Origin of the sequence: Arenimonas terrae, assembly GCF_006265115.1 — a bacterium.
GTDB lineage: Bacteria > Pseudomonadota > Gammaproteobacteria > Xanthomonadales > Xanthomonadaceae > Arenimonas > Arenimonas terrae.
Genome location: NZ_SMDR01000002.1, coordinates 1 through 24,387, shown reverse-complemented (window position 1 = coordinate 24,387; position 24,387 = coordinate 1). Strand labels below are relative to the sequence as shown.

The 24,387-nt window shown below is 68.3% G+C and carries 26 protein-coding genes; 5 read left to right on the top strand and 21 right to left on the bottom strand.

What is annotated here, in order from left to right; genetic code table 11:
- From E1B00_RS08760 to E1B00_RS08745, 4 genes are read right to left on the bottom strand one after another with little or no spacing between them, the layout of a single operon-like run.
- Positions 1-1,287 (bottom strand): SAM-dependent methyltransferase, encoded by a 1,287-nt coding sequence (locus E1B00_RS08760; RefSeq protein ID WP_139447866.1) that lies wholly within the window; start codon positions 1,285-1,287, stop codon positions 1-3.
- Positions 1,284-2,057, bottom strand: a complete 774-nt coding sequence (locus E1B00_RS08755) for a DUF1365 domain-containing protein (RefSeq protein ID WP_139447864.1) — start codon at positions 2,055-2,057, stop codon at positions 1,284-1,286. Before E1B00_RS08755 ends, E1B00_RS08760 begins: the two co-directional genes overlap by 4 nt.
- On the bottom strand, positions 2,048-3,292 hold the full coding sequence (locus E1B00_RS08750; RefSeq protein WP_139447862.1) for an NAD(P)/FAD-dependent oxidoreductase: 1,245 nt from the start codon (positions 3,290-3,292) through the stop codon (positions 2,048-2,050). The genes E1B00_RS08755 and E1B00_RS08750 overlap by 10 nt, the downstream gene beginning before the upstream one ends.
- Complete coding sequence (locus tag E1B00_RS08745; protein WP_139447860.1) at positions 3,289-4,245, bottom strand: acyl-CoA desaturase; 957 nt, start codon at positions 4,243-4,245, stop codon at positions 3,289-3,291. The genes E1B00_RS08750 and E1B00_RS08745 overlap by 4 nt, the downstream gene beginning before the upstream one ends.
- A 92-nt stretch (positions 4,246-4,337) precedes the next feature.
- On the opposite strand from E1B00_RS08745, the gene E1B00_RS08740 reads away from it, so the two are divergent.
- Positions 4,338-5,111 (top strand): pseudouridine synthase, encoded by a 774-nt coding sequence (locus E1B00_RS08740; protein ID WP_176693184.1) that lies wholly within the window; start codon positions 4,338-4,340, stop codon positions 5,109-5,111.
- A 9-nt stretch (positions 5,112-5,120) separates the two neighbouring features.
- Here the strand turns inward: E1B00_RS08740 and E1B00_RS08735 are convergent, their stop codons facing one another.
- Complete coding sequence (locus E1B00_RS08735) at positions 5,121-5,849, bottom strand: penicillin-insensitive murein endopeptidase (RefSeq protein WP_139447856.1); 729 nt, start codon at positions 5,847-5,849, stop codon at positions 5,121-5,123.
- Entirely contained in the window at positions 5,849-7,048 is a 1,200-nt protein-coding gene (kbl, locus tag E1B00_RS08730; protein WP_139447854.1) for a glycine C-acetyltransferase, read from the bottom strand. Before kbl ends, E1B00_RS08735 begins: the two co-directional genes overlap by 1 nt.
- 283 nt (positions 7,049-7,331) lie before the next feature.
- On the opposite strand from kbl, the gene E1B00_RS08725 reads away from it, so the two are divergent.
- Entirely contained in the window at positions 7,332-8,069 is a 738-nt protein-coding gene (locus E1B00_RS08725) for a TorF family putative porin (RefSeq protein WP_139447852.1), read from the top strand.
- A 70-nt stretch (positions 8,070-8,139) separates the two neighbouring features.
- Here E1B00_RS08725 and tdh read toward each other — a convergent pair whose 3' ends face one another.
- Positions 8,140-9,177 carry an L-threonine 3-dehydrogenase gene (tdh, locus tag E1B00_RS08720; RefSeq protein ID WP_176693183.1) on the bottom strand — a complete coding sequence of 346 codons (1,038 nt, stop codon included), beginning with the start codon at positions 9,175-9,177 and terminating at the stop codon, positions 8,140-8,142.
- 79 nt (positions 9,178-9,256) lie between these two features.
- Positions 9,257-10,405, bottom strand: coding sequence for an autotransporter outer membrane beta-barrel domain-containing protein (locus E1B00_RS08715; RefSeq protein WP_139447850.1), 1,149 nt, complete (start codon positions 10,403-10,405; stop codon positions 9,257-9,259).
- Between the two features lie 105 nt (positions 10,406-10,510).
- On the opposite strand from E1B00_RS08715, the gene E1B00_RS08710 reads away from it, so the two are divergent.
- Positions 10,511-12,643, top strand: coding sequence for a S46 family peptidase (locus tag E1B00_RS08710; protein WP_139447848.1), 2,133 nt, complete (start codon positions 10,511-10,513; stop codon positions 12,641-12,643).
- Between the two features lie 91 nt (positions 12,644-12,734).
- Positions 12,735-14,120 carry an MBL fold metallo-hydrolase RNA specificity domain-containing protein gene (locus E1B00_RS08705; RefSeq protein ID WP_139447846.1) on the top strand — a complete coding sequence of 462 codons (1,386 nt, stop codon included), beginning with the start codon at positions 12,735-12,737 and terminating at the stop codon, positions 14,118-14,120.
- Positions 14,121-14,135: 15 nt separating this feature from the next.
- Here E1B00_RS08705 and E1B00_RS08700 read toward each other — a convergent pair whose 3' ends face one another.
- The 3 genes from E1B00_RS08700 to E1B00_RS08690 form a co-directional block, all read right to left on the bottom strand.
- Positions 14,136-15,953 (bottom strand): monovalent cation:proton antiporter-2 (CPA2) family protein, encoded by a 1,818-nt coding sequence (locus E1B00_RS08700; RefSeq protein ID WP_139447844.1) that lies wholly within the window; start codon positions 15,951-15,953, stop codon positions 14,136-14,138.
- Between the two features lie 97 nt (positions 15,954-16,050).
- Complete coding sequence (locus tag E1B00_RS08695; protein ID WP_139447842.1) at positions 16,051-16,473, bottom strand: DUF1801 domain-containing protein; 423 nt, start codon at positions 16,471-16,473, stop codon at positions 16,051-16,053.
- Positions 16,474-16,483: 10 nt separating this feature from the next.
- Positions 16,484-16,957: a YybH family protein gene (locus E1B00_RS08690; protein WP_139447840.1), complete on the bottom strand. Its 474-nt coding sequence runs from the start codon at positions 16,955-16,957 to the stop codon at positions 16,484-16,486.
- 139 nt (positions 16,958-17,096) lie between these two features.
- Between E1B00_RS08690 and E1B00_RS08685 the strand changes: the two genes are divergently transcribed.
- Complete coding sequence (locus E1B00_RS08685; RefSeq protein WP_139447838.1) at positions 17,097-17,876, top strand: DUF2189 domain-containing protein; 780 nt, start codon at positions 17,097-17,099, stop codon at positions 17,874-17,876.
- On the opposite strand, the gene E1B00_RS08680 is transcribed toward E1B00_RS08685, so the two are convergent.
- From E1B00_RS08680 to E1B00_RS08635, 10 genes are all read right to left on the bottom strand, one after another.
- Positions 17,831-18,373, bottom strand: coding sequence for a GNAT family N-acetyltransferase (locus E1B00_RS08680; RefSeq protein ID WP_139447836.1), 543 nt, complete (start codon positions 18,371-18,373; stop codon positions 17,831-17,833). The genes E1B00_RS08685 and E1B00_RS08680 overlap by 46 nt on opposite strands.
- A gap of 79 nt (positions 18,374-18,452) precedes the next feature.
- Positions 18,453-18,791, bottom strand: a complete 339-nt coding sequence (locus E1B00_RS15610) for a hypothetical protein (RefSeq protein ID WP_176693182.1) — start codon at positions 18,789-18,791, stop codon at positions 18,453-18,455.
- A gap of 100 nt (positions 18,792-18,891) precedes the next feature.
- Positions 18,892-19,587 (bottom strand): phytanoyl-CoA dioxygenase family protein, encoded by a 696-nt coding sequence (locus tag E1B00_RS08670; protein WP_139447834.1) that lies wholly within the window; start codon positions 19,585-19,587, stop codon positions 18,892-18,894.
- Entirely contained in the window at positions 19,584-20,072 is a 489-nt protein-coding gene (locus E1B00_RS08665; protein ID WP_139447832.1) for an Imm70 family immunity protein, read from the bottom strand. Before E1B00_RS08665 ends, E1B00_RS08670 begins: the two co-directional genes overlap by 4 nt.
- Positions 20,073-20,093: 21 nt before the next feature.
- Positions 20,094-20,579, bottom strand: a complete 486-nt coding sequence (locus E1B00_RS08660; RefSeq protein WP_139447830.1) for a VOC family protein — start codon at positions 20,577-20,579, stop codon at positions 20,094-20,096.
- A gap of 151 nt (positions 20,580-20,730) precedes the next feature.
- Positions 20,731-21,090 carry a hypothetical protein gene (locus E1B00_RS08655; RefSeq protein ID WP_139447828.1) on the bottom strand — a complete coding sequence of 120 codons (360 nt, stop codon included), beginning with the start codon at positions 21,088-21,090 and terminating at the stop codon, positions 20,731-20,733.
- A gap of 66 nt (positions 21,091-21,156) precedes the next feature.
- Entirely contained in the window at positions 21,157-21,507 is a 351-nt protein-coding gene (locus E1B00_RS08650) for an MmcQ/YjbR family DNA-binding protein (protein WP_139447826.1), read from the bottom strand.
- Positions 21,508-21,574: 67 nt separating this feature from the next.
- Positions 21,575-22,036 carry a hypothetical protein gene (locus E1B00_RS08645; RefSeq protein ID WP_139447824.1) on the bottom strand — a complete coding sequence of 154 codons (462 nt, stop codon included), beginning with the start codon at positions 22,034-22,036 and terminating at the stop codon, positions 21,575-21,577.
- A 427-nt stretch (positions 22,037-22,463) separates the two neighbouring features.
- Positions 22,464-22,871, bottom strand: coding sequence for an Imm50 family immunity protein (locus tag E1B00_RS08640; RefSeq protein WP_139447822.1), 408 nt, complete (start codon positions 22,869-22,871; stop codon positions 22,464-22,466).
- Between the two features lie 546 nt (positions 22,872-23,417).
- Positions 23,418-23,774, bottom strand: coding sequence for a hypothetical protein (locus E1B00_RS08635; protein WP_139447820.1), 357 nt, complete (start codon positions 23,772-23,774; stop codon positions 23,418-23,420).
- Positions 23,775-24,387: the final 613 nt, after the last annotated feature.

Genomic DNA, 24,387 nt, shown 5'->3' with positions numbered 1-24,387 from the left:
TCAGACCGCCTCGGGCGCGGGCAGGTACTGGTCGCGGCGGTTGCCGGGGCGCGCGAACAGCAGGTGCACATCGCCGATCGAGCGTTCGATGAAGCCGCCTTCGCAGTAGCAGAGGTAGAACTCCCACATCCGGATGAAGCGCTCGTCGTAGCCTTGGGTGCGCACCGTGTCCAGGTGCGCGAGGAAGCGCTGGCGCCAGTGCCGCAGCGTCAGCGCGTAGCTGGGCCCGATGTCCTCGAGGTTGACCAGGCGCAGGTCGCTGGCGCGCGCGCCGGCCGACACGATCACGCTGACGCAGGGAATGAAGCTGCCGGGGAAGATGTGCCGCTTGATGAAGTCCACCGAGCGCAGCGCCTGGGCATAGCGATGGTCCTCGATCGTGATCGCCTGGATCAGCGCCAGGCCCTCGGGCTTGAGCAGGCTCGCGCACTTGGCCACGTAGGTGTCGAGGTACTGATGGCCGATGGCCTCGATCATCTCGATCGACACCAGCTTGTCATATTGGCCGGACAGATCGCGGTAGTCCTGCAGCAGCACGGTCACCCGGTCGGACAGCCCTGCCTCGGCCACGCGCGCGGTGGCCAGCGCGTGCTGTTCTCTCGAGATCGTGGTGGTGGTGACGCGGCAGCCGTAGTGGCGTGCGGCATAAATGGCCATGCCGCCCCAGCCGGTGCCGATCTCGACCAGGTGGTCGCCGGGACGCAGGTCGAGCTTGCGGCAGATGCGCTCGAGCTTGCGCTTCTGCGCGGTTTCCAGCGATTCGTCGGCCTCGGCGAACACCGCCGACGAGTACATCAGCTCCTCATCCAGGAACAGCTTGAAGAAGTCGTTGCCCAGGTCGTAGTGCGCGGCGATGTTGCGGCGGCTGCCGCGGCGGGTGTTGCGCTTGACCGCGTGCAGCAGCCGCATCGCCCAGCCGCCCAGGCGCGCCAGGCCGGTTTCCATCGCGTCGAGCCGGTCGCGATTGCGCACCAGCAGGCGGACCAGGCCGACCAGGTCGTCGCAGCGCCACAGCCCGTCCATGTAGGCCTCGCCGGCGCCGACCGAGCCGTTGGCGGCGATGGCGCGGTAGAAGCCGGGGTCGGCCACGTCCAGGTGCACGCGCAGCGCGATCTCCCCCTCGTCCTCGCCCAGCGTCGTTTCGCCCAGCCCGTCGCGCACCGTCACCCGGCCGCCGCGCAGGCCGTCGAGCGTCTGGAGCAGGCGCTGGCGCAGCAGGCGGTCCAGGGCCCCGTAGCGGGCGGCTTCCTGCGCGGGGTTGGCCAGGACGTCGGCGGGGCTGCTCATCGGGAACTCCGTGCGTGGTGATCGGGGTGCGGGTGGAAGGGAATGCGTTTGAGCCAGAGCCGCGCTGCCTGCCAGTAGATGGCCGCCGCGACCTTGACGGTGAGCAAGGGATACCGCGCCAGGCATGAAGCCAGCGTGTGCGCGTCCAGCGGCCGGCGTTCCAGCACCAGGGTGGCGTCGAATTCGCGTGCCTCGCCGTCGAACACGTCCATGTGCACGCGCAGTGAATCCCCCGGCGGCTGGAACGACCAGCGGTAGCGGCGCTGCATCGCCATGAAGGGCGAGACGTGGAAGGCCTTGTCGAAGCCCCATTGCAGGCTGTCGCCCCGCGCCTGCGCCTGGTCGGCGGCCAGCAGGTAGGCGTGCCGCTCGTTCCAGGGCGTGTTGGTGATTTCGGCCAGGATCCAGTCCAGGGTTTCGCCGTCGGCGCGGAAACCGTAGTAGAAGCTCACCGGGTTCATGGTCTTGCCGAAATAGCGGCCGTGCGTGAGCAGGCGGATCGGCCCGTCCGGCCGGCGTCCGAGCTCGGCCTCGACGCGGTCGCGCACCGCGGTGTCCAGCGGCAGCGCCGGGTCGCCGTAGTAGTCGCGGCGACGGAACTGCGCCAGGTTGGGCCTGTCGACCGACCACAGCCAGCGCCCCGCGAACACCTGGTCGAGTTCGGACAGGTCGAGATAGAGCTGGAAGATCCGGTAGCGGAAGCCATGCGCCGTCGGCGCTTGCCGGCGGTGCCGCACCCAGCCCTCGTAGATCGCGGATTTCAGGGCCATGACGCCCCCAGCGCCCGCGCGACCTCGACGCCGCTGCGCAGCCCGTCTTCGTGGAAGCCGAAACCCCAATAGGCGCCGGCGTACCAGGTGCGGTTGACGCCGCTGATCTCGCCGCGGCGCGCCTGGGCGGCGACGCTGGCGTGGGTGTACACCGGGTGGTGGTAGCGCATCCGCGCGATCACCTTGGCCGGGTCGATGTCCTGGCTGCGGTTGAGCGTCACCACGAAGGGCTCGGGCGATTGCAGCGACTGCAGCAGGTTCATGCAGTAGCTTACCGTGCACGGCGCGCCGGGTTCGGCGGGCACGTAGGCGCTCCAGGCCGCCCAGGCCTTGCGGCGGGTCGGCAGCAGGCGCGCGTCGGTGTGCAGCACGGTTTCATTGGCCTGGTAGGGAATGGCGCCCAGCACCTCGCGTTCGGCGGCGCTGGCGTCGGCCAGCATGTCCAGGGCCTGGTCGCTGTGGCAGGCCAGCACCACCTGGTCGAAGCGCTCCTCGCCGGCGTCGCTGGTCACCCAGGCGCCGTCGGCATCGCGCCGCACGCGCCGCACCGGCGACGCCAGGCGCAGCTGCACCGACCAGTCGCGCTGCAGCGCCGCGATATAGCTCGACGAGCCCCCGGTCACCACGCGCCAGGGCGGGCGGTCCTGCAGCTGAAGCATGTGGTGGTTGTCCATGAAGCGCACGAGGTACTTCGCCGGGAAACCCATGATGCCCTCGGCGGGCGACGACCACAGGGCCGACGCCATCGGCACCAGGTGGTCGTCGATGAACATCGGCGAGTAGCGGTTGGCCTGCAGGTAGTCGCCCAGCGACGGACCGTCGCCGGCTTCGGCCAGCAGCGCCGGCGCCTCGCGGTAGAAGCGCACGATGTCGCGGACCATGCGCCAGAATCGCGGCGACACGAGGTTGCTGCGCTGGCAGAACAGCCCGTCCAGGTCGGTGGCGTTGTACTCCAGCCCGTTGCGGGCGTCCTGCACCGAGAAGCTCATCGTGGTCGGCTGCGACGCGACCCCGAGTTGCTCGAACATCCGCGTCAGCAGCGGGTAGTTGTCGCGGTTGAAGACGATGAAACCGCTGTCCACCGCATAGTCGCGCCCGGCCTGGCGCACCGCGTGGGTATGCGTGTGCCCGCCCAGCCGGTCCTCGCGTTCGAACAGCACCACCTCGTGCTGTTTCGACAGACGCCACGCCGCGCCCAGGCCGGCGATGCCGCTGCCCACCACCGCGATCTTCATGCCGGCTCCGGGCGCGCCTTGCGCAGCGCCGGTGGCACCGGCTTGAGATCGTGCACCAGGCCCAGCGCCGCCATCGCGCGCAGACCCAGGTAGGTCAGGTCCAGCTCCCACCAGGCGAATCCCTGGCGCGCCGAACCGGGGAAGTGGTGGTGGTTGTTGTGCCAGCCCTCGCCGAAGGTCAGCAGCGCCAGCAGCGGATTGTTGCGGCTGTCGTCGCGGGTGGCGAAGCGCCGGCTGCCCCAGCGGTGGGCCAGCGAGTTGATGGTCACCGTGACATGGAAGAGCACGACCGTCGAGACGAAAAAGCCCCAGACCAGCAGCTGCGGCCCGCTGGTGCCGAGCCCCGGATAGGCGCTTTCAAGCCACGCGCCCAGGGCATAGAGGCCTGCTGCCAGCAGCACCGGCACCAACACGTCGAAGCGGTCGAGCAGGCGCAGCTCGGGGAACTTCGCCAGGTCCTTGACGGCATCGAGGTCGGTGGCGAAGGCGCGTCGGGTCAGGAACCAGCCCATGTGGCTGCGGAAGAAGCCGTGCCGCGGCGAATGGATGTCGTGTTCGGTGTCGGCATGGCGGTGGTGGTGCCGGTGGTGCGCGGCCCACCAAAGCGGCCCGCGCTGTACCGACGCCGCGCCCAGCACCGCGAACGCGAACTGCACCGGCCGCGAGGCCTTGAAGGCCTTGTGGGAGAAGTAGCGGTGGTAGAACCCGGTGATGGCGAACATGCGCGCCGCATACAGCGCCACCGCGGTCCAGAACGCAAACCAGGAAAAGCCGACCCAGAACACCGCCAGGCAGGCCAGGTGCAGGGCGATGAAGGGCGCGACGCGCAGCCAGTCGATGCGGTCGGGGTCGCCGTCCACAGCGTCGGCGCCGGTGTCGAACCAGAGCAGGGCCGCGCGCAGCACCCGGCGCCAGGCGGGCAGGGGAAGGGAATCGGGGGTGGATTCGGACATGCGCGCATGGTCGATTTCCCGCGGTGACGGGGCAGTGAACCGTGCCGGCTTCCCGCCGGGCGACCGCAGCGCAGTAGCGGTCCGCGCCGCGCATGCGCCATGCTTCGGCCATGCAAAGACGTTCGCCCCCGCCGCCGGCCGGCGCGCCCCGCCATGGCGTCGCGCGGGTGTTGTCCAAACTCGGCCTCTGCTCGCGCACGCAGGCGGCGGCCTGGGTGCGTGAAGGCCGCGTCGCGGTCAACGGCCGGGTCGTGCGCGACCCCGAACATCCGGTGCGCCAGGACCACGACCGGCTGGCGGTGGACGGGCGCGAACTCGGCGCAGCCGAACGCGTCTACCTGGCGCTCAACAAGCCGCGCGGCCTGGTCACCACGGCCAGCGACGAGCGGGGCCGTGCCACGGTCTATGCCTGCCTCGAGGGGGCGGGCCTGCCCTGGCTGGCGCCCGTGGGCCGCCTGGACCAGGCCAGCGAAGGCCTGCTGCTGATGAGCAACGACCCGGCCTGGGCCGCCGGCATCACCGACCCGGACACCGGCCCGCCGAAAACCTATCACGTGCAGGTGGATGCGCTTCCCGATGCCGACCTGCTCGCGCGCCTGGAGGCCGGCATCGTCGACGAGGGCGAACGGCTGTCCGCGCGTTCCGCCACCCTGCTGCGCAGCGGCACGCGCAACGCCTGGCTGGAGATCGTGCTCGACGAGGGCCGCAACCGGCAGATCCGCCGCCTGCTGTCCGCGCATGGTCTGGAGGTGCTGCGGCTGGTGCGGGTGGCGATCGGTCCGCTGGCGCTGGGAGAGCTCGGCAAGGGCCAGTGGCGGCGGCTGGACGCGGCGGAAGTCGCCGCACTGGGCCGCGCCGCGGGCTGATCGCCGCGTTCAGCCGCGCTCGACGAAGACCACGTGGTAGTGCTCGTCGTGCCGCACCCAGGCGTCGCGGCGCGAGAAATTCATGCCCTCGCGCAGTGCGCCGCCCCCAGGGCTGGCGAACAGTTCCGGCTGCAGCCGCGGGTCGAAGATCACCACCTCGATGTCCAGGCCATGCCGCCGGCTGGCCTCGCGCAGCGCGCGCAGATGTGCCGCCATCGCCGGGAAGTCGATGCGGTAGCCGGCCATGCGGCCGCGCGCGTTGAATTCCAGGTCGTAGCCGAAGCGGTTGAAGGCGTGGGTGGGCACCGGATGCGGGCGGCCGTCCCGGTCGCGCACGGGCACGAAGAAGTCCACCGCCATGCCGTTCTGGTGCGTACGGTGCGGTTCGAAGCTTCCGCCCTCGGGCCAGCCGGTTTCGCCGTAGACGTAGGTGACGTCGGCACGCTCACGGGCGAGCTGCGCGTAGGCATCCAGCACCGTATCCCGGACCTTGTGGTGCACGGCATTTCGACCGAGCAGGGCGCCCAGGTCGGAATACGCGCGGAAGTTCTCGCCGCGGCTCGGCAGCCGCTTGCCGTCGTGCAGTTCGCCTCGCGCCGGCGTGCCGACGCTGCGGCTGGGCTGCGGGTTTTCCAGCGCGATCGCCACCGTATTGCCGAAGCGCAGCAGCAGCACCAGCCCGAGCAGGCCCAGGCCGGCCAGCACGGGCCCGCGGCGCAGGAGCTTCGAACCGCCCATCAGGCGGCGATCACGCCCAGCTCGCGGCCCACCTTGGTGAAGGCGGCGATGGCGCGGTCCAGGTGTTCGCGGGTATGCGCCGCCGACATCTGGGTGCGGATGCGCGCCTGGCCCTTGGGCACGACCGGGAAGAAGAAGCCGATCGCGTAGATGCCTTCCTCCAGCAACCGCGAAGCGAACTTCTGTGCCAGCGGCGCGTCGTACAGCATCACCGGGCAGATCGGGTGCACGCCCGGCTTGAGGTCGAAGCCGGCGGCGGTCATCTTTTCGCGGAAGTAGCGGGTGTTCTCCGCCAGGCGCTCGCGCAGGTCGCCGGCGGCGGCCAGCATGTCGAACACCTTGATGCCCGCTGCCACCACGTGCGGCGGCAGCGAGTTCGAGAACAGGTAGGGACGCGAACGCTGGCGCAGCAGTTCGATCACTTCGCGCCGGCCCGTGGTGAAGCCGCCCAGCGCGCCGCCGAGCGCCTTGCCCAGCGTGCCGGTGAAGATGTCGATCTTGTCCATCACGCCGCGCACCTCGGCGCTGCCGCGGCCGGTGGCGCCGAGGAAGCCGGTGGCGTGGCATTCGTCGATGTGCACAAGCGCGCCGTACTTCGCCGCCAGTGCGGTCAGCTCGTCGAGCGGGGCGATGAAGCCGTCCATCGAGAACACGCCGTCGGACGTGATCATGATCGTGCGGGCGCCGTCGGCCTGGGCCTGCTGCAGCTGCTTCTCGAGGTCGGCCATGTCGCTGTTGGCGTAGCGGTAGCGCTTGGCCTTGCACAGGCGCACGCCGTCGATGATCGAGGCGTGGTTGAGCGAGTCCGAGATGATGGCGTCCTCTTCACCGAGCAAAGGCTCGAACAGTCCGCCGTTAGCATCGAAGCAGGCGGCATAGAGGATGGTGTCCTCGGTGCCGAAGAACTCCGCGATCCGGGCTTCGAGCTGCTTGTGCAGGTCCTGCGTGCCGCAGATGAAGCGCACCGAGGCCATGCCGAAGCCGTGGCTGTCGAGCGCGTCCTTGGCGGCCTGGATCACCTCGGGGTGGTCGGCCAGGCCCAGGTAGTTGTTGGCGCAGAAGTTCAGCACCGTGCGGCCGTCGGCCAGCTCGATCTGCGCCGACTGCGGCCCGGTGATGATGCGTTCGGCCTTGAACAGGCCCTGTTCGCGGATCGCATCGAGTTCGGCGGCGTAGCGGGCGAGGGCGGGGCTGGGCATGGGTCGGGCGCTCGGGGCGGGGAAAGGTCCGGCCATTATCCCGGCTCCGTGACCGGCCAGGCAGGGGAGCCGGCACGGTGGCTCAGGCCACGCTCAGGCCGGCCATGGGGCCCACGGGGCCGGGGAGGACCATTGCTGCACCGCCGCATGCCTTAAGATGCTCGCCGGCGGACACTTCGATCATTATTTTCAACACCCGTTCGGGTTTGCCCGACGGTCTCGCCCGCGATACCCATAACCACAACGCCCGTAAACGATTGCCCCAACGACGAGGACCATCCCGATGAACAACAAGCTTTCGCTCGCGCTGGCCGCCGCGCTGTTCGCGCTGCCGCTGACGTCCTTCGCCCAGGAAGACGCGGCCACCGCCGAAGTCGCCGCCGAGGAGGAAGAGTCCATCTTCAGCTGGAACGCCGCCATTTCCAGCGACTACGTCTTCCGCGGCGTTTCGCAGACCGACGAGGAAGCGTCGCTGCAGCTGGGCGCCGACCTGAACTTCGACAATGGCTTCTACGCCGGCGTCTGGGGCTCGAACGTCGACTTCGGCGACGGCAGCCCGGACATCGAAATCGACACCTACATCGGCTGGAACTGGGACCTGAGCGAGACCTGGAACCTGGACCTGATGCTCAACCGCTACAACTACATCGGCGAAGACGACGACTTCGGCGACGGCGACTACAACGAGCTGATCGGCGCGATCGCCTGGAACGAAATGTTCACCTTCACCGTCGGCTACACCAACGACGTCTACGGCCTGGACGAAAACGGCTACTACTACGGCATCGCCGGCAGCTGGGACATCGGCGCGGGCGTCGGCCTGGACATCGGCTTCGGCCAGAGCCAGTTCGACGAAGCCACCGGCATCGAGGACTACAACGACTACTCGATCTCGGTGAACCGCGACTTCGGACCGGTCAACGCCGCGCTCGGCTTCTACGGCACCGATGCCGACGGTGAGTTCAACTTCGGCGAGACCGCCGACAACCGCTTCATGCTGACCCTGTCCATCGGCGGCTGATCCGGCGCCAAGGCATAAAAGAACGGGGCGCCGCAGGGCGCCCCGTTTTTTTTTGCCCGCCGGTTCCGGTTCAGGACCAGCTGCAGACGACCTTGCCGCACTGGCCGCTGTCCATCAGGTCGAAACCCTTCTGGAAGTCGTCGATGTGCACCTGGTGGGTCAGCACCTTCTGCAGCGGGAATCCCGACTGCACCAGCTGGGTCATCTTGTACCAGGTCTCGTACATCTTGCGGCCGTAGATGCCGTGCAGCACCAGGCCCTTGAAGATCACCTTGTCCCAGTTGATGCCGGCGCCGTTGGGCAGGATGCCGAGCAGGGCGATCTTGCCGCCGTGGTACATGCAGTCGAGCATGTCGTTGAAGGCATGCGGGTTGCCGCTCATCTCCAGCGCCACGTCGAAGCCCTCCATGTGGAGATCCTTCATCACGTCCTTGAGCGACTGCTTGGAGACGTTGACCACGCGGGTGGCGCCCATGTCGGCGGCGAGCTTGAGCCGGTAGTCGTTGACGTCGGTCACGACCACGTTGCGCGCGCCGATGTGCTTGCAGATGCCGGCGGCGATGATGCCGATCGGGCCGGCGCCGGTGATCAGCACGTCCTCGCCGACCACGTCGAACTCCAGCGCGCAGTGCGCGGCGTTGCCGTAGGGGTCGAAGAACGCGGCCAGCTCGGACGGGATCGAGTCCGGGATCGGCCACAGGTTGCTGGCCGGCATCACGATGTATTCGGCGAAGGCGCCGTGGCGGGTGACACCGATGCCAACGGTGTTCGGGCACAGGTGCTGGCGGCCGGCGCGGCAATTGCGGCAGTGGCCGCAGACGAGATGGCCTTCGGCCGAGACGCGGTCGCCGATCTGGTATCCCGTCACGCCGGGGCCCAGTTCCACCACCTTGCCCACGAACTCATGCCCGATCACCAGGCCCGGCTTGATCGTACGCTGGCTCCACTCGTCCCACTTGTAGATGTGCAGGTCGGTGCCGCAGATCGCGGTCTTCTCGAGCTTGATCAGCACCTCGTTCGGGCCGGGCGAGGGCACCGGCACCTGTTCCATCCAGATGCCCTTTTCCGCGTGGCGCTTCACCAGCGCCTTCATCATCTGCTGTGCCATCGTCCTGCATCCGGCAAGGCCCGTCGGGCCGTGAGGGCCGGAATTATACCCGCCGACGGTGAACCGTTCGGCAAGCCGCTCAGGGCAGCTCGAACCGCCAGCCGATCGCCAGGATGCGTTCCTGCAGGAAGTCGTGGCCGAAGCGCTGCCGGTACTCCACGAAGGCAGAGTGTCCGCCGGTGAACACGAACACCGCGCCCAGGCCGGCTTCGCCCCAGTTGGCGTCGGCATCGTCGGTCTCGAAGACCACCGGGGTCGCGGCGGGATCGCCCAGGAAACGCACCGTCAGCGGCCGGGCCGGGTTGGCGAACTCGTGCCGCCAGCCCAGGCGCAGCAGCGGCTGCCAGACGCCCCAGCCAGTGGAGTAGGTGCGCGCCAGGGTCGCGTCGACCCGGCCGCGGCGGCTGGTGATGGCCCGGCCCGGCACGAACAGGGCCAGGCCGGCGCCGCCGGACTCGGCATAGGCGTCGATTTTGGTGCGCTGCCAGTCCAGGCCGGCGCCGAACTGCCATTCCCAGGCGCCGCGCGGCAGCGACCAGGTCAGGCCCAGGCCGGCCAGCGTGCGCTCGGACTCCGGCGCCGCGCGCGCCACCGCGTTCACGCTGACGCCGCTGAGCAGGGTGTAGTCGATGGCCCGGCGCAGCTCGTAGTCGCCATCGAGACGCCCGGCGTAAGCGTCCAGGGCCAGCCGGTCGCTGGCGTTCCAGGCGGCGATGGCCAGGGCGCCGGTGTAGCGCGCCTCGCTGCGGCCCTGCGAGGCCAGGAAGTCCAGGTCCTCGCGGGAATGGCTCAGCAGCAGGCCCAGGCGCCAGTCGGCGCGCGGCGCCCAGTCCACGCCGGCGCCGAGCGCGCCGGTGTCGCCGTCGAAGGGCGCCTCGTTGGTGCCGTCGCGGCGCTTGAGGCGCCCGGCATCGGCGCTGAGGAAGACCGACCATCCGGCGCCCAGCTCGCTGCGCAGCTCGGCTTCGTCGGGCGAGCCGTCGCGGGTGGCGGCGCGGCCCTGGCCGGGAATCTCACCCAGGAAGTTGCCGGCGGCGGCGCCGTCGCGGCTGCCGGGCCCGCCGGCGGAGATTTCGGCGCAGCGGGTCGCCAGGTCCGAACCCGGCGTGGCGCCGGGGCAGAGCACCAGCCAGGCCGCCGCCAAGGCATCGTCCGGTGCCTGCGCCCGCACCGCAGCCGGCGCCATCCAGGCCACGGCCGCGAGCAGGCCGACAATCGCGCTACGCATAGTCCATTCCCCTTTGTCCCCTGCCGAAAGTCTAACGGTTTACGGGCGTTTCCACGGCCTCCGCGCTGGTACCCTCTTGGCCTTCCCGACCGAGAGGAATTGCGTATGCGTCTTGCCGTTCTCGCCGCCGCCCTGTCGCTGTCCCTGGCCGCGCAGGCCAAGGAAGGCATGTGGGTGCCGCAGCAGCTGCCGGAGATCGCCGGCCCCCTGGCCCAAGCCGGGCTGGAACTCGACCCGAAGCAGCTGGCCGACCTGACCGGCAACCCGATGGGCGCCGTGGTCGCGCTCGGTGGCTGCACCGCGTCCTTCGTGTCGCCTGACGGCCTGGTGGTCACCAACCACCACTGCGCCTACGGCGCCATCCAGCTCAATTCCACTGCCGAACGCAACCTGATGACCGACGGCTTCAATGCCGCCACGCGCGCCGACGAAGTCTCGGCCGGTCCGACCGCCCGCGTGTTCGTGATGGACCAGATCACCGACGTCACCGACCAGATCGGCGCCGCCGCCGGCACGCTGTCCGGCCTGCCGCGCCAGCAGGCGATCGAGAAGGCGCAGAAGGCGCTGATCGCCGAGTGCGAGGCCGAAGCCGGCTTCCGCTGCACCCTGTACAGCTTCTTCGGCGGCCAGACCTACCGCCTGTTCCGCCAGATCGAGATCAAGGACGTGCGCCTGGTCTACGCGCCCCCGGGTTCGATCGGCAACTACGGCGGCGAAGTCGACAACTGGATGTGGCCGCGCCACACCGGCGACTTCAGCTTCTACCGCGCCTATGTCGGCAAGGACGGCAAGCCGGCGGCGTTCTCGCCGGACAACGTGCCGTTCAAGCCCAAGCACCATCTGCGCCTGGCCACCGAGTCGCTCGATGCGGGCGATTTTGTCATGGTGGCCGGCTACCCGGGCACGACCAACCGCTATGCCCTGTACGACGAATTCCAGAACGTCGCCAGCTGGCAGTACCCGGTGGTCGGCCAGCACCTGAAGAACATCGTCGCCCTGGTCGAGGCCGCGGGCGCCAAGGACGCCGACCTGGCGGTGAAGTACGCCGCCACCGTGCGCAGCTGGCAGAACGCGATGAAGAACTGGGACGGCCAGCTCGAGGGCTTCCGCCGCATCGACGCCGCCGGCCGCAAGCAGGCCGAGGAGCAGGCCGTGCTGGCCTGGCTGAAGTCGCAGGGCCGCGACGGCCGCGCCGCGCTGGCCGCGCACGAGCGCCTGGTGGCCCTGGCCGCCGACGCCCGCGCCACCCGCGAACGCGACCTGGTGATCAGCCAGATCGCCGGCACCGGCCTGCTGGGCAACCTGCGCCAGCTGCACCGCCTGGCGATCGAATCGGCCAAGCCCGACGCCGAGCGTGCCCCGGGTTACCAGCAGCGCGACCTGCCGGCGTTCGAGGGCGGCGTGCGCCAGCTCGAGAAGCGCTACACCCCGGCAATGGAGAAGCAGCTGCTGGCCTACTGGCTGGGCGAATACGTGAAGCTGCCGGCAACGCAGCGCATCGCTGCGCTGGACACCTGGCTGGGCGGCAACGACGCCGCGGCGATCACCCGCGCGCTCGATGCGACCTATGCCGGCACCACGCTGGCCGGCACCGACGCGCGCCTGGCCCTGATGAAGGCCGACCGCGCCGCCATCGAGGCCCACGCCGACCCGCTGCTCAAGCTCGCCGTCGCGCTGACGCCGACCCTGATCCAGCTCGAGGACGTGGCCAAGGCCCGCGCCGGCGACAACAGCCTGCACCGTCCGGTCTACCTGGCCGCCGTGCAGCAGTACAAGCGCAGCCAGGGGCAGGGCGTGTATCCCGACGCCAACCTGAGCCTGCGCATCACCTACGGCAACGTGATGGGCTACACGCCCAAGGACGGCGTCGCCTACACGCCGTTCACTTCGCTCGACGGCGTTGCCGCCAAGGCCACCGGCACCGAGCCCTTCGATGCGCCCAAGGCACAGCTGGACGCGATCCGCGCCATGAGCCCGGAGCAGAAGGCCGCCGTGCCGGTGAACTTCCTCTCCGACCTGGACATCACCGGCGGCAACTCCGGTTCGCCGGTGCTCAATGGCAAGGGCGAGCTGGTCGGCCTGGCCTTCGACGGCAACTGGGAGAGCGTGAGCTCGAACTGGGTGTTCGATCCGGTGATGACCCGGATGATCGCCGTGGACCACCGCTACATGGTCTGGGTGATGGACAAGGTCTATCCGGCCCCGCACCTGCTCAAGGAAATGGGCGCCGCGAAATAAACCGCGCCGCCGCTTGACCACGACGGCCGGGCTCGCCCGGCCGTCGTCGTTTCTGCGCTACATTGGCGGCCGGTCCGCAGCGGAGTGACCCATGCGCGTACGTTTCCACGGCGCCGCCGGCGAAGTCACCGGCTCCTGCCACGAAGTCGAGGCCGCCGGGCATCGCCTGCTGCTCGACTGCGGCATGATCCAGGGCAGCGACGAGGACGAGCGCCGCAACTTCGAACCTTTTCCCTTCGACGTCGAGAGCATCGACGCGGTCGTGCTCAGCCATGCCCACATCGACCACTGCGGGCGGCTGCCGCTGCTGGTCAAACGCGGTTTCCGCGGCCCGATCTGGACCCAGCTGGCCACCGCCGACCTGCTGCGCATCATGCTCGAGGACGCCGCCTCGCTGGCCGAGATGGACGCCGAGCAGGACAACAAGCACCGCCGCAACGGCCACGCCCAGCACGTGCCCTTGTTCACCCGCGCCGATGTCGGCCACGTGCTGCGGCAGGTGCGCCCGATGGCCTACGACTCGCCGCAGGAAATCCTGCCCGGCCTCACCGTCACCCTGCGCGACGCCGGCCACATCCTGGGCTCGGCCAGCGTCGAGCTGCGCGCGCGCGAAGCCGGCGGCGAGAAGGTGCTGGTGTTCTCCGGCGACCTCGGCCCCAAGGGCACGCCGATCCTTCGCGACCCGGCGCCGGTGTCGCGCGCCGACCTGCTGCTGATGGAGTCGACGTACGGCGGCCGCAGCCACCGCGAACGCGCCGCCACCTTGGACGAGATCCGCGAGGTGCTGGACACCGCCTGGCAGACCGGCGGCAATGTGCTGATCCCGGCCTTTTCGGTCGGCCGCAGCCAGGAGCTGCTGTACTGGTTCGCGCGCTACTGGGACGAGTGGAAGATGGCGCGCTGGAAGATCTTCCTCGACAGCCCGATGGCGGCCAAGGTGCTCGACGTCTACGACCGCCACGAGTCGTTGTTCGACCAGGCCGCGCAGAAGGCCTGGCGCGGCCGCCCGCATCCGTTCCGGTTGCCGAACCTGAAGTTCACCGTAGAAGCGGAGCAGTCGCGCGGGATCAACGCGCACACCGGCGGCGCGATCATCATCGCCGGTTCGGGCATGTGCAACGGCGGCCGCATCCGCCACCACCTGCGGCAGAACCTGGGCCGCAAGAACGCGCACGTGATGTTCGTCGGCTACCAGGCGCAGGGCACGCTGGGCCGGCGGCTGGTGGACGGCGCCCGCGAGGTCCGCATTTTCGGCGAGGAGATCCACGTCAAGGCGCAGCGGCATACCGTCGGCGGCCTGTCGGCGCACACCGACCAGCCCGGCCTGCTGGCCTGGTATGGCCAGGTCGAGAACCGGCCGCCGGTGGTGCTGGTGCACGGCGAGGACGACGCCCGCGAGGCCCTGGCCGGCGCGATGCGCGCGAAGTTCGGCAACGAGGTGGTGCTGGCGCGCCCCGGGCTGGAGCGCGAGGTCTGAACTCCGGCGCCGCGCTCAGTCGCGCGGCGGGTCAGCGGTGACGTCCAGCGCCGTCGCCGGCTCGGCCACGGGTTTGGCCGGCGCCAGCCCGCGCGGCACGGCATTGCCGTAGATCAGCGCGCGGCCGGCGAACAGGCCACCCGCCAGCTCCAGCGCGAACCGCTCGGCGTCGCGGCGGCGCACGTCGGCGATGATCTCCTCGGCCTCCTCGGCCGGCACCTCGAGTTCGCGCAGGGCCGCCGCGCCGAACGCGACCGCCGATTCGAAGACCTCGCGGATGTGGAAATCCACGTTCGCCTTGGCCAGTTCGAAGGCGTGCTCGCGGTCGAAGGCGCGCACCAGCAGCGAGGCCTGCGGGAACGCGTCCTTGGCCAGCTCGACGATGCGGTTGGCCGCCGCGCGGCTGTCCACGCAGACCAGGATGGCGCAGGCGGTGGCGCCGCCGGCGGCGTGCAGCACGTCCATGCGGGTGCCGTCGCCGTAGTGCACCTTGAAGCCGAAATCGGCGGCGTTGCGGATGTCCTCGGCATTGGTCTCGATGATGGTCACGTCGAAGCCGCGCGCCAGCAGCGGCTGGCTCACCACCTGGCCGAAGCGCCCGAAGCCGATCAGCAGCACGTTGCCCTTGAGGTCGCGCGCTTCCTCCACGCCCTCCATCGACTGCGCGGCCTTGGGCGCCAGCCGGCGCAGCAGGATCACGAAGATCGGCGTCAGCGCCATCGACAGCACCACGATGGCGGTCATGTTGGCGTTGACCCGCGCGTCGATCACGCCGGCGGCAGCCGCCGCCGCGAACAGCACGAAGGCGAACTCGCCGCCCTGGGCCATCAGCACCGCGCGGTCGATCGCCTCGGCGTGCGCGCTCTTCATCATGCGCGCGACGAGGTAGATGCACAGCGCCTTGACCACCATCATCGCCAGCACGCCGCTGACGATCAGCGGCCAGCTGCCCCAGACTACGGCCAGGTCCAGCGACATGCCCACGGCCAGGAAAAACAGGCCCAGCAGAATGCCGCGGAAGGGTTCGACATCGGCCTCGAGCTGGTGCCGGAAGCTCGACTCCGACAGCAGCACGCCGGCCAGGAAGGCGCCCATCGCCATGCTCAGCCCGCCCAGCTGCATCAGCAGCGCGGCGCCCAGCACCACCAGCAGGGCCGCGGCGGTCATCACCTCGCGCGCGCGCGCCTTGGCCAGGATCCGGAACATCGGATTGAGCAGCCAGATGCCGGCCATCACCAGCAGCGCCAGCGAACCCAGGCCGATGCCCACCGACTGCAGTCGCTGGCTTACCGGCACCGGCTCGGCGCCGGCCGGCGACATGAAGGCGACGATGGCCAGCAGCGGCACGATCAGCATGTCCTCGAACAGCAGCACCGAGACGATCTTCTGCCCGCGCGGCAGGTTGACGTCGCCGCGCTCGCCCAGCAGCTGCATCACGATGGCGGTGGAGGTGAGCACGAAGCCCATCGCACTGATGAAGGACACCCCCAGCGGGAAACCGTAGGCCAGGCCGACGCCGGTCAGCGCCAGCCCGCACAGCCCGATCTGCAGCGAGCCGAGCCCGAAGATTTCGCCGCGCAGGTCCCACAGATGGGTCGGGCGCATCTCCAGCCCGATCACGAACAAATACATCACCACGCCCAGTTCGGCGGTGTGCAGGATGGTCTGCGGATTGGCGAACAGCCCCAGGCCGTAGGGTCCGATCGCCAGGCCCGCGGCCAGGTAACCCAGCACCGAGCCCAGGCCCAGGCGCTTGAACAGCGGCACGGCCACCACGGCCGCGCCCAGCAGCACGACCACGTTCAACAGCTGGGTATCGCTTTCGACCGCCATGGCCTGTCACCGCTTCCTGGGGCCAAAGGCCGACGGCGGAAACTCTAACGCCGGCGCGGCACCCGGTCCATGCGGGCCCGCGCCCGGCGCCGCGCGCTCAGCGGTCCACGCGCCGCGGCGCCATCGTCTCCACGCTCCGGCGGATCAGGGTCTCGAGCACGGTCAGGTCCACGTCCGCCAGCCGCTTGAGATACAGGCAGGCCTTGCTGGCCTTGTGCTTGCCCAGCCGCGCCATCAGCCCGGCATGGCCTTCGTAGTCGGACGAGAGATATAGCGTCAGGTCGTTCTTGCGCGGTGAGAAGCCGATGATCGGCCAGTCGCCGGTGCGGCCATTGGCATAGGTGAGGCGGTAGCGCCCGAAGCCGACGATCGCCGGCCCCCACATCACCGCCGGCGCGCCGCTGGCCTGGCGCATCATCGCCAGCACCGCGTGGCTGTCGGCGCGGCGCTGCGGGTCTTCGATGCGGTCGAGGAAGCCGGCCGGATCTTCGTCGGTGGGTTGGGTCTTGGCTTCGGCCATGGCGATGCCCTCAGTCGGCTGCGGATTTGTCGGCGCAGCGGCAGGCGCCGTCGTCGAAGATGATCAGCCAGCGGCCGTCGGGCTCGCGGCGCCAGGTGGAGCGGAATTCCAGGATGGGCTTCCCGGCCGGGTCGAACACCGGGCCCTTGGTCTGGGCCAGCGAACCGTCGTCGAGCACCACCACGGTTTCGGGTTTCCACGAAAAGGGCGCGGGACCATCGAAGAAGCGTTTCCAGTCCGCCAGGATCGCCGCCTTGCCGCGCAGCGGATTACGGCCATTGACGAAGATCGCGTCCTCGGCGATCAACGCGCCGAAAGCCGCGAAGTCGCGGTCGGCCATCGTCTGGGCGAAGGCGGTCTCGGCCGCGGTGACGTCCCGGGTCAGCGCCGCCACGTCCACGGGCGGCGCAGGCGGAGTGGGCGGCGTGCTGGCGCAGGCGGCCATCAGCAGGCAGGACAGCAGGATCGACAGGCGACGGATCATGCGCGGCTCCTCCGGGGTTTGCCGCATCCTAGCGCCGGCCGGGACGGGTGGCGAACATCCGGGTTGGGCCAGGCGCCTGCCCGGTGCTGGCGGCTGCCACGGCTCTTGTTAGCATGGCCGCGACCACCGAGGGCAGGGCATGAGCGAAGCGCCGCCGGAACCGAAAGCGTCCGCCACCCGCCCCTTCGTGCTGCCTTGCGCCACTCTGGCCTGGTCGGCGCCGCTGCGCTGGCTGCGGCTGGGCTGGCGCGACTTTCGGCGCGCGCCGGCGCTGAGCCTGCTGTTTGGTGGGGTGATCCTGCTCGTCAGCCTGGGCGTGTCGGCGCTGGCCTGGGGCCTGGGGCGGTTCGCGCTGCTGGCCCTGCTGCTGTCGGGCTTCGTGTTCGTGGCGCCGCTGATCGCGGTCGGGCTGTACTGCGTCAGCCGTGAACTGGAGGCCGGGCGTTCACCGTCGCTGCGGCACAGCTTCGTGCTGGCGCGGCGCGTGCTGGGCCAGGCCGGCGTGTTCGCGCTGGCCCAGTTGGTGATCCTGATGCTGTGGGTGCGCGCCGGCATGATGGTCAATGCCTTCGTGCCGGTGGAAGACGGCAGCACCGTGGCCCTGGTCGAGTTCCTGCTGATCGGATCGGCCGCCGGTTCGGTGTTCGCGGCGCTGACCTTCGCCATCGCCGCGTTCTCGCTGCCGATGATCGCCGACCGCGACGTGGACATGGTCACCGCCGGCGTGTCGAGCGTGAACGCCGTTCTGCGTAACAAGGGCGTGCTGCTGTGGTGGGCGGCGCTGATCGCCGCACTGACGGCGCTGGGTTTCCTCACCGCCTACCTGGGCCTGGTGGTCGTGATGCCCTGGCTGGCCTACGCCACCTGGCACGCCTACCGGGAAACGCTGGACGCCTCGTCCTGGCCGGCGTTGAGCTGATCGGCCCAGTCCGAGCGTTCGAGCCGGTAGACGAAACAATCGTCCAGCCCGAACCGCCGGCGCTCGACGAAGCGGAAGCCCAGGCGTTCGTAGAACACATGCGCGCGGGTGTTCGAGGCCAGCGGATCGATCAGCACCGCCGTCACCGCCGGGTCGGCGAAGCAGCGCGCCAGCGCCTGCCGCATCATCACCGTGCCGTGGCCGCGGCCCAGGTAGTCCGCTTCGCCGATCCAGATGTCGATGGCGCGCAGGTCGGGCGCCACCTCGCCCCAGTAATGGCTGTCCTCGCGGGCCGGGTCGATGATCTGGATGAAGCCGATCGGAACGCCGTCGACTTCGGCGATCAGCTGCTCGCGCCAGTCCGGGTCGCGCGCCAGCTCGGTCGCCCAGCCCCAGTCGTCGTTGGGGTCGGATTCGAGCACGTGCGGCTCATCGTCCCAGCGGGTGAGCAGGGGCAGGTCGTCGGGCGTGGCGGGGCGCAGGCGAAGGGGTGCCATGGTCGAGTGCGATCGTCAGGTGCTCCGGCGTCTCGGCCGGCGTGGGCGGTAGGTCGGGGTCCTTCGGGCACGCTGCGCGTCAGAGCCGGTCGTCATCGATCTGGATGCTGGCGTCGTACTCGCGTGCGCCGCGGACCACACTGCAGTTCACCTCCACGTCGCGGCCTTCAACCCGCAGACGGCCGGTGACGTTCAGCATCCTGCCGCGGTCATGGTAGGACGCGGACCACTGGTAGGGCGTCAGGCCCTTGGCCACAAACCGGCGCTCGGCCTCCGCCCTGCACCAGGGCACCAGCTGGCTGGCGCGGTCGATCACGGCGTGGCCGGGGTGTGGGTCGTGGGGATGGTCCGGGGCCGAATCGTGCGCCGAGCCGGTGGCGAGGGCTAGCTGGAGCGGGATCAGCAGGAGCGGCGACATGGGGCCTCCGGTGGATGCCGCGCGGTACCGCGGCTCGTCCGGATTTAAGCACCGTCCGCGCGCGGCGGAGGTAAGCAAAGCCCGGCGTCGCGGTTGCGGTTCAGCCGCCGTTTTGCGCCGGATGTGCGGATGCTGCGGTTTCAGCCGCCGGCGGCTCGAACCGCTCGCGGGTGTCCATGCGCACGCTGCGCAGCGTCGCCGTGCGCAGATGGGCGGCGTACAGCGGCTCGGCAAAATACCCGATCAGCACGGAGCGCCGGCGCGCGCCGCTGGGGTTCACGCTGCCCGCGTGCACCAGGTCCGCGTCGAACACCAGGATGTCGCCGGCCGAGCCGCTGAGCTGCACGGTCCGGGACTCGTCGCCGTCGTCGAAGGGTTCGCCGCGGCGGTGGCTGCCCGGCACCAGGCGCGTCGCACCGTTGCCGGGGCCGAAGTCGTCGAAGAAGGCGAGGGCGTTGACCGTGTCGCCGGCGCGCTGCGCCGACTGGTCGCGGTGCAGGGTCTGGTGGCCGCCGTCCTTCAGCGGCTCGCGCCCTTCCACCTGCGACAGGAAAAAACGTTCGCCTATCAGCGTGCCGGCCGCGGCCAGCAGCGGCGGCAGACGGCAGACTGCCTGCACGGTCGCGTCCAGGTCCAGCAGCGAATGCCGCCAGCCGGGGCCGCGCGGCACCGGCCACCGGTCCGAAGGAACCACGCCCGCATCGAAGGTCGCGCGCAGCCCGTCCAGCCAATCGGCCGGGATGGCCTGGCGGAGCAGGGCGTAGCCGTCGCGGCGCAGGGCTTCGCGGTCGATCATCGCGGCAGGGAGCCATCAAAGGGCACGATCGCCACCGCGTCGCCGAACTCGACCGCGCTTTCCACGCTGTCGATCAACGCGTCGCGGAGCAGGTGGCGCCCGGTGACGGTGACGAAAAAATCCGCGGCAGTCGTGGCCGCCGCGCCCAGCGTGTAGTGCGGACTCGGTGGCGCAGTCGGGCGGTCGATGTCCCAGACCACGCGCGCCACCGGCAGTGCCGAAAGCTCGCGGTCGATGACGCGCAGTTCGGCCAGCGCCTCGGCCGCGTGCTCGGCCTCGAGCCGCCCCGCGTAAAGACCGTTCATGGCCCGCGGGAAGCGCGACCCCCAGCCCGCCGGCTCGAGGTTGTGGGCGATGGTCGAAAACAGCCCGTGCAGGATGGCCGGCGGACCGACCTGGGTGAAAACCCGGCCGGTATGGAGGGCGACATGGGCGGAAGGCGGCGCATCGCGGCGCGTGCGGAACAGCCGGGAGAACAGGTTCATGGCGGGCCGTGCGGGTGGGCGTCAGCCGCGGACCGCGGCTTCGATGGCGGCGACGTCGATCTTCGACATCTGCATCATCGCATCGAAGGCGCGCTTGGCGACCGCCGGGTCGGGGCTGGCGATGGCCCGGGTCAGCACCACCGGTGTGATCTGCCACGACACGCCCCAGCGGTCCTTGCACCAGCCGCAGGCGCTTTCCTGCCCGCCGTTGCCGACGATCGCGTTCCAGTAGCGGTCGGTCTCGGCCTGGTCCACCGTCGCCACCTGGAACGAAAACGCCTCGCTCTGCCGGAAGGCGGGACCGCCGTTGAGCCCGATGCAGGGAATGCCCAGCACCGTGAACTCGACCGTCAGCACGTCGCCCTTCTTGCCGGACGGAAAGTCGCTGGGCGCGCGGAACACCGCGCCCACCGAGGAATCGGGGAAGGTGTCGGCGTAGAACCGGGCGGCGGTCTCGGCGCCGCTGTCGTACCAGAGGCAGATGGTGTTCTTCGCGGGCGTGGCCATGTCGCTTCTCCGTTTCAGGCGAGTGATCCGAGGCAGCGCCTCACGGCCGGCACAGCGAACGGACCGGGGCAATCCTGTCGCCGGTCGTGCGCGCTTGCAAGCGGCAAGGCGGCTCGCAGTGTCGCCATTACGCTCCAACGCCAGGCCCGGTCTACTCGAATGGTCGCAAGTCGCGCGGTGAGGGCAGCGACCTTGGGGCGTCTGCCCCCAGGCCGTGCACCTCTATCCCGCTGAGAATCTGTCCGGATTCGAAGATGAAGACGCCCAGCGGAGCGTCCTCCGGACCCCACAGAAACTCGGCCAGGATATTCACGCCCGGAGGTGCCTCGGGCATCCCCTGAATCTGGAAGTCGATGCTTGCGCACCCGCATGGGCAGCGGGTTGGCGTTACTTCCGCGCGCTCGAGCTGGCCCAGAAAAGACGCCGCGTTTGGCGCCCCGTGCGTGAGCATGTAGTGCGCAAGTTCGCGCTCTTCGGCGGTTAGCGCACGATTCATGGTCGGGTTGTTCATGAGGCCTGGTGCCTTGGGCAAAACGCACTCCAAAGGGGTTTCGGCTTGGGTGAACAAACAGGCCGCTCACCCATGGCGGCGGGCCGCCTTCCTGGTGCGGGTGGTCGCCCGGGCATACGACCACTCGAGCAGTTCCAGAAGATAGTCCTCAGGCACGGTGCGCACGTCCACGATGGTGACCCAGTGGAACCTCGCCATGTACCGGGCGGGCTTGATGCCCGGCACGTCGGTCAGCTCCAGGAACCGTTCCGGGGTGGCGCGGACGCTGAAGCGCCATTGCTCCGGCTCGCTGGTCTTGAAGTAGGCGAACTTCCTGCCGCCGGCGTAGTAGACAAGAATGTTGCTCGGCGGGCCGTACAGCTTCGATGAAGCTCCCGGGAGCCGGCTGCAATGTTCTTTGACCGCGGCGACATCCATTCGGGTTTCCTGGGCTGGCTTGCGCCTGGCAATCGCTGCTGCGCCGGCGCGAACGATCAGTTGGGCGTCATGACTGGCAAGCCACGGCCAACGAGACGATTGTGCCGCCTTGGACCTCGACTTGCAGCCAGCAGTGAATCGCCTCTGGCTGGTACTCGAACAAAGTTGCGGTGTCCGTGACCAGCGCCTCGGTGGCACCGTAAAGCTCGGTGGTGCGCGCCTCATCCATGCCGGGGCAGAGACCTGATGGCGTGCACGCCGAGTTGCCGTCAGCACGTAGCGCGAAAACGCGACGCTCGACGCCTGGCGCCGCCTGATCGAGCCAGCCGACCGTAACTGCCAGGCCGGGGTACCGAAGCTCCGTTCCTTCGCCGGTCTCAATGCGTTCGACGGGCTCGCCGAGCAGCTCAAGCACGCTCGCCTCGGTGACTCCCGAGGCTACGCCGCCGAGGCTGAGTTCCGAGGCGCGGATATCGGAGGCGGCCGCCGGCATCGAAAAGAGAACAAGGGCCGCCGTGATGTGTCGCATGAGACCGGACGCCTTGGTTGAGCCGCGCCGGAGGCGTCGGCTTGAATGATTAGTTTGGCCGCGGAAGCGACCGCGCGACCAGCCAGAAACAGGCCGAACCAAACAGAATGAGGAAGGCGGGAACAAAAAATTCGATAGAAACGGCCGCCCAGTTTGCCCACGCTGCCGGCTTTGATTCGTCGGTGTAGAAGATGATTGCGGAGGTTATCGTGTCGGCTACAAAAACCCACACGACAAAGCAAATGAGAGACGCGAACAGAAGTCGGCTAGGCCGCGTACGGAGCGAACGCATGAGCTGCCAGCAGCCTGCCAAAACCACGAGCGTGCCCAGCAATGCAGCGACCGCAAGAATTTCTCTCGGCCCCATGAAGTCCCTCCGAGGCTTGACGCCTTGGTTAGGCCGCGCCGAAGGCGTCGGCTTGAATGATTAGTTGGGCGCGAGCGCCGCGCCTTTGGAGTCGCAAGGAACGATACCGGCAATCTCCACGCTGCGGCAAACGATGGTGCCGTCTTGGCCCATGTGGGACGCAAATTCTACCTCCAGATACTCTCCCGCTTGGACAAAAGTGAGGCTGTCCAGACAGTCGCCCGCGTAAGTTGCGGGAAGGGAGCTGCTTTGCACGCCGTGCATCAGGATCTTGATGCGGTGATGCTTCTCCAGAACGAAATACCCGGCCGAATCAACTTCGTCGGTCATCGCGAACAAATGGATCGTCACGGAAAAGGAATCCGTATTTCGCTCGGCCTCAAGAACATTGGCATCGTGAAAGGACGGCCAATAACCCATGGCATTGACGAGTGCCTTTCCGTTGCCAACAAACGGTGGTGTTTCCATCGCGCCTAACGCCCTAGTTTAGCCGCGCTGAAGGCGCCGGCTTGAATGATTGGTTAGCAGCCGGCAGAGAGTGAACCGATTCTACCCAGAACCGCACGGGACCAATTATTCGATTCTTTGCCCGGTATTCGATTGTCACCGGATTCCTCTTCGAGCAAAGCGACTCATAAAAATCGCGTTCTTTGTGCTTTGGATTGGCACGGAAGTAGGGCGTTCCTGGAGAGTCTAGGCGAAGTCCAACAAAGAACTTCGAGCTTCCGCGGAAGCCGCCTAGGCGCTGAAAATCGCACTCAATCACTCTCCCTGAGACCTTCATCGTGCCTTGGAGGTGTGGCGGAAGCGGGGGCTCCCATAGACCAATCAGTAACAGAATGGCAGCAAAAGCAGCGGCACCAATCATGAGCCGATTGCGCTTCTGTTTGTTCCGAAGAAACTTCACTATCACTGCTAACGCCTTAGTTAAGCCGCCGCCGGCCGCGGAAGCATGGTTTACGACTGACCCGCACCCGGCGGTCGGCTTGAACGACTGGTTAGGCCTCCAGGCACTCAACGAAGAACCTGCAGAATTTCTGCGTCGGTGTGAGGACGATCCAGCGTAGAGAGGAATGCGAAGTTAATCCCCGCCAACTCACCAGCTTCCTTGAACGCCCTCAGCTCGACGTTGGTATAGCCGCCCTCGTAGACAGGCAACAGGTGAACGAGCCCTTTAGGCTTGAGAAGTCGTATCGTTGGGACGAGCTCTTTGAGTGCTGCCGAAAAGCTTTCTTCAACCTTGGTGATATCACCCATTAGCGTTCTCGGATGCTCAAGCCCGACGCATTCTTTGCGCACCGTCTTGCCGTTGCCGATCCGCTTGGCAATGAAGTGACCTCGATAGACCTGGACGTAGATCAATGGGCGCATAGTTCTGCTTCTGGAGGCCTAACGCCTAAGTTAAGCCGCGCCGAAGGCGTCGGCTTGAATGAATTGTTAGGCGGTGCCCTTGGCATCGCCGTGTCTAACCATAACTCTTAGAACATCCAGCCGTCGCTCAATTAGCACCAAAGGAGCCTGAATTGCACGAAGGCTCTCAAGGTCGGCGGTACGCATGCCAATTACTTCGCTGTCGCGCCGCTTGGCATGGCTGGACGCAAATGCTTTGAGCGAAGTTTCCGTCTCAACGAGAGATGGCAGATCATGGCGAGTCGCGCTTGGCGCGTCCGAGCTCACGGCATTAACGTACTCAAGAAGAAGTTTGGCGCGATCTGCGCGATCCAGGCTAGCAGCTACCCGATCGCTCATGTCCTTACGAATCTCACTGGCACGAAGCTTGTAGTTAAGAATCGCGGTCCGTACAGACACGACCAAGCTGAGTGTCGCGATGATCAATGCTAGAGCTGCGAGGTATGTCACTGCCTAACGCCTTAGTTAAGCCGCGCCGTAGGCGTCGGCTTGAATGATTGGTTAGGCGGCACTATGCCGGACGGAGACCACCAATGGAACGGACTCTGATGCATGGAACAAATCATCCGGCGCG